The organism is Candidatus Latescibacter sp., from assembly GCA_030692375.1.
Classification (GTDB): domain Bacteria; phylum Latescibacterota; class Latescibacteria; order Latescibacterales; family Latescibacteraceae; genus JAUYCD01.
Map to the genome: position 1 here is coordinate 1 of JAUYCD010000047.1, position 5,257 is coordinate 5,257.

General features: G+C 50.2%; 4 protein-coding genes. 1 reads left to right on the forward strand and 3 read right to left on the reverse strand.

The window, feature by feature from the left end:
- The first annotated feature begins 244 nt into the window (after positions 1-244).
- Positions 245-979 carry a tetratricopeptide repeat protein gene (locus Q8O92_03070; protein ID MDP2982295.1) on the forward strand — a complete coding sequence of 245 codons (735 nt, stop codon included), beginning with the start codon at positions 245-247 and terminating at the stop codon, positions 977-979.
- 130 nt (positions 980-1,109) lie between these two features.
- On the opposite strand, the gene Q8O92_03075 is transcribed toward Q8O92_03070, so the two are convergent.
- The 3 genes from Q8O92_03075 to Q8O92_03085 form a co-directional block, all read right to left on the reverse strand.
- Positions 1,110-1,802 carry a ComF family protein gene (locus Q8O92_03075; protein MDP2982296.1) on the reverse strand — a complete coding sequence of 231 codons (693 nt, stop codon included), beginning with the start codon at positions 1,800-1,802 and terminating at the stop codon, positions 1,110-1,112.
- Positions 1,803-1,805: 3 nt separating this feature from the next.
- Complete coding sequence (locus tag Q8O92_03080; protein ID MDP2982297.1) at positions 1,806-3,341, reverse strand: hypothetical protein; 1,536 nt, start codon at positions 3,339-3,341, stop codon at positions 1,806-1,808.
- Positions 3,342-3,409: 68 nt separating this feature from the next.
- A partial coding sequence (locus tag Q8O92_03085; protein ID MDP2982298.1) for a radical SAM protein occupies positions 3,410-5,257 on the reverse strand: 1,848 nt, incomplete at its 5' end.

A 5,257-nucleotide genomic window follows, 5' to 3' on the forward strand; every position in this document is an offset into this window, starting at 1 on the left:
TATACATTTTTAAAGGGCTATTTTTGTATACACGACGACATATTTTATTGCGTTTCTCTTCAAAATAGATGCCGCAACGGTTGCTAAAAGATGCGCTGCTCTTTCATCGTTCCCGCGAAGCGGCTACAAGTTCGGCATGAAATGTGTATTCCTGAACTCGTTTCAGGATCTAAACACTAAAAACATTTTGATAAAACAGACGAAAATATTTCACACCGGTTCCGATAATTATTACCAGAAGTGAATGAAAAATATAACAGTTTACAACCGGGCAAGTCAACGGTTTCCGGTGCTCGCCAAAGTGGATGTGGATGCCAACCATGAGCTGGCTTCACAGTTCGGGGTACGAAGCATTCCGACAGGGAAGATTTTTGTAAACGGGACGATTGTAGACGAGTTCATCGGCGCTCTGCCGGAAAGCGATATCCGGGCTGTCATCGATTCCATCGTCTCTGGAGGGACCGTTGACCTGCTCGCCAGTGCGGAGAAACTCTCTGAGGAATCTCAGTTCGATGAGGCGGAATCGGTGTTTACCGATCTCCTTGAACGTGAGCCGGGCAACACCGGCGCGATCATCGGACTTTCCCGCCTGAAAATTATCAAAGGAGATGTGTCCGGCGCCCGACAGTGCCTTGACGCCATAAAGGAAACTGACGATCGGTTCGAAGAAGCTAAGACGCTTATGGGCGCTCTGGAATTCTTGAATATCTGCAAGCAGCACGGCGGTCTGAAAAAAAGCCTCAAGGCGTCTGAGAAGAATCCCGGCGACCTGGAAGCGCTTTATATCCTCGGATGCTGCTATGCCGCTGAGAATTCCTATGGGGAAGCGCTGGAAATGTTTTTAAGCATTGTCAGGAAGAACCGTCAGTTCGGTGATGACAAAGCCCGTAAAGCTATGCTCACCCTTTTTGCAGTAATCGGCAGCAACAGCGCCCTGACCGCAGAGTACCGGAAACGGCTGGCTATGGAGGTGTTTTGAAATCTGAAATCTGAAATGTGAAATCTGAAATCTGAAACGTGCAAAAGGCTGGTGAAAAGTCGTCTCATTCCTAGTCTTTTCCTTTGTGCCTCTGTGCCTTTGCCCCTTTCTTCTACCTTAACCCTTTTCCTTACGAATCTCCCACATCTGGTGTTGCCACAACGCATATCGCAATATCCCCGGCTCCGCCATCTTTAAGCGTACGGGTACATTCGGCAAGCGTCGAACCGGTTGTTAAAACATCGTCGATCAGGATGACCGGGCGGTCACGGAGCGCGGTTTCGCCCGAGAAAGCAAACGCGCCCTGTACGTTACGGCGGCGTTCTTCCTGTCCGAGCGCGGTCTGTGTTCCGGTATATACTCGCCGCGAAAGGAGCGTTTCTCCGATTTCATGCCCTGTGAATGAGGCAAAACCTTCCGCAATTTTCAGGCTCTGATTGTAGCCGCGCTCTTTCAGTTTAAGCGGGTGCAGGGGAACAGGAACCAGGAGCGCGGAGGGATACTTTGAAAAGCGCGCCCAGGATTTCCTGGCCATCAGATTGCCCATGAGGTAAGCGACAGAGGGCATGCCGTGGTATTTGAAAGCATGGACGAGGGTACGGCAGGTTTCATGGTAGGGCAGGAGCACCGCTATCTCCACGGCCTGTTCGATTATGCGTGCAGGCGGGGAATATTCGAGCGCGCAGGCATAGACTGAATCATGGCAATCCCGGCAGAGCTTTTCATGGCCAGAGAGTCCCGCCCCGCAGAGAATGCAGGCCGGAGGGAACAGAAAATCGGCCAGCGCCTGCACCATTTCAAGGAGAGCTGGCCAAGCCTGCATCCTTTACCTCATGGCCATGACTGTTTCGATGCCCACGAACCGGTGACGTACAAATCCGGTAGTACCTGTGGGATCTTTCGGGGTAAAAGTATACCGTGTATCCCAGACAATGCTCAATGAAGGGGAGAGAGCGATGCCGATCCGTGTTCCATAGAGTGTATTCGCGGTAATATCGATAACCTTATGCTCGCTGTCCACGTAGGTATTGTAGAAGTATGCTTCGGCCACCGAAATCTTGGGAATATGGGAAAGGATGCCGTTGAGGATTTCTACCTTTCCGGTCAAGTCCTGATATTTCTTGCCGCCGGACATGGTCTGATAGGTAGCCTGTGCGCTGAAAAAATTGGAGAAGTTATAGCGCGCCAGCCCGTACACGCCGTTCAGGGTTACATCCGGAAGAGTCATGAGTTTGGTAAAGATTTGTCCCCCGATCAGTGCCACCCGTACGTTCTCATAGAGGTTGTCGAAGTAATTGGGACGGAAACGTCCGGCAAAGTGGCGGTATTCGATCCTTCCCCGGAAACCTCCGGCTGTCGCCTGGAAACCCGGAACTGCTATTCCCCAGCCCCCGGAATAAATTTTAGCATACTGGCCGTAAAGGTCCAGGTGCAGCGGCCCCTCCAGGAGGGGAATGCCCGCATCGAATCCATATACGGAAACACCGTTCCGATCGTTCTTCACATTGATAAGTACAGCCCGTTTGGGATGGTTAAAACCCTTGTTAGTGCCGTCAGTCCACCAGTAATCGGTAAGATTATTACCGTCGGCGTCAGGATCGACGAAAGCGGTGTCCCCGGGAGCGGCGCGGGTATAATCGGTAAGGCCGTCATGGTCGGTATCCAGCCAAAGCTTGGAGTCGTTAGGGAACCCGTCTTCGAAATCCGGGTAGCCGTCATTATCGGAATCCTTCAATCCGGCATACTGGTTGACATCCCGGACAAAGGTGGCCCCTATGGTCATCCGGTCAAACAGGGGAAACCCCGATGGTTTGAACGGCCTGGCCGATACACGCCCCCCTACCACCGCGCCCTTGTTTTTAAAATCGCCTAGCGAATTCACCATTCCCTGGATCCCCAGGCCGAAAGTGCCCACATTCTCCAGTCCGAATACGACGCCAAGTTTTTTATCGCCGGGATAGTTGAGCGTGTTACGGTATCCGTCCATGATAAGCCCGTAGCCGAGAGTGACAGCATCGAGCGCTCCCACCCGCAGATACACCGGATCCTGGGGTTTCCCGTACCGGACATAGTAAATTTTACGCAGGATGGTGTCGATTGTTTGATTACGGTTGGAAAAATCCCAGCCCTCCTTGGAAATCTTCCCGGTATTGTCAAGGAAAAGCTCCAGGTCCAGACCGATTCCTACAGGGCCGATGGGGATATCCGGACGGAAGGAGAAGCGCTGCCATTGGGTATCGCCGATGGTCACCGTACCGTAGCCGGCCTGAATGGTTGCTTTATCAGAAGTCGCTTCTTGAGCAAAAGGTGACGACGCGAAAGAGAACAGCATCACTGCAAGGAATGAAAAGAACCGTAACATGAGATCCCCCTTCTTAACAGCATTCCTGTTAATATGGTTAGAGGGCAGGTATGTGGCCTGCCCCTGTATCAGTTTTTGCTCAGTAACCGGTAGGCGAATGGAAGGCTCATGAGTAAGTCCTTCCCCGCTACATAGATCACCTTGGGAAGAGAACAGATAAATCGAAATATATTTCTGTTTTGGATACGGTCCATGGTCAGTTTCCAGTAATTGGTGATTTTACGGCGGCGGGCGACCTGTTTCAGAGAAAATTCCTCGACCATCTGAATATTCTTGGCGAGATAGGTGGTAAGGGATGTCATTTTGCGGTTATACTGTTCGCTGATGTTCATTTTATCCAGTTGTGTGTTCATTTCTGCAATAAGACTGGTAAATTTATGCCTGGCCTTGCCTCGCAAGCCGGTGGGGACATGATATTGTTGAATCCTCTCCTTCAGTGTGGTAACAGCGGCTGTCATCTCTTCATTCCATCGCGGATAGGGAATGCTGAAATCAATTGCGGAAATGCGATTTTTTACATCGGTGAGAGAGTTGGAAAAGTCGGCTACAAATTTGAAAGTCGGGTCTTCGGGCTTACGGGTCAAAAGCCAGAGTTCCTGGAGCTCGAGGAAGAGAAACACGCGTTTCACGAACCCTTTCGCCAGCTCTACGGCCCGCATGCGGTAATATTCCCAAAACCCCATGATTTGGGTACCGGGACGAACATCCCTGCGTTTTTTCATACGGATGAATCCCGCTACCATGGGGTGCCGCGGCTCTAAAAGGCTGTTTTTATACCACATTATATTTTTAAAAATGCTCCAGTACTGTTTGTTTCCGGCACGCATCAAAATAGTGCGACAATTATCGAAGGTATAGAAACTCTGCCAAGCCTCATTATAGGCGGCATACCACTCTTCATCTTTCATGAGCGGATGCTTCGTGACAGCATGGAAACCGTCATATTTGTTCAAATCGGGATCAACATATTGTCCGGTGGTAACAAGGTCAAAATGATCTTCCGAGCCGGGCAGAGGGGTCAGCATGAAAAATGACGCCATATCCACCTTTATCTCTTCCTTCAGCCGACGGATATCATCACGCACCGATTCAAGGGTATCAAAGGGCATACCAATAATATATCCCACATGGGTCATCACTCCCACCTCATGCCAGGCCTCGATAAAAGATGCATAATCGTCTACCTGATTCTGTTTTTTCCCGGCCGATTCGATATTTTTTTGATTGAGACTTTCCATTCCGATAAAAACCTGGGTACATCCGGCGCGGGATACTTTTTCCGTAAAATTCGGTATTTTATGCGACCGGGTATCCACCTGGATCATGATGTTGAGATCCATGCCTTCTTTATCACGCATTTCGATGATCCCGTCAAGGATTTTCTCCCATTCGGGGTTACGGGAAAAATTATCGTCGGTAAAAAAATACTCCGAAATGCCTTTCGGGTAATTCTCACGGATGGCGGCGTGAATCTTTTCAGCGCTTCGGTTACGCATCTTTCGTCCCTGGACATTCACCACCGAACAGAAACGGCAGTTGAAAGGGCAGCCCCGTGAGCAATCGACGGTTCCCAGGAATTCATGAGTAAATTTCGACATATACCGTGAATCGGGCTGTGGTATGGGCGCTTCCGATATATCCGGAAATTCATTCATAACATACAATGGCTGCTCTCTGCCTTCTACTACATCTTCAAGAACAGATTCCCATTGGTTCTCAGCCTCGCCGTGGACGAGAGTTATTCCCAGATCCATCAGTTCCTGCATCTCCGGTGAAGGTTTTCCGAAAAGGGCGATGACTCCGCTGACATGGAAACCCCCGATAAGGGTTTTTATGCCGAGAGAAGTGAATCGTTTCGCCATATCGGAAGCCCGGGCGAACTGGTTTGACTGCACTCCCACCAGACCGACCACTAC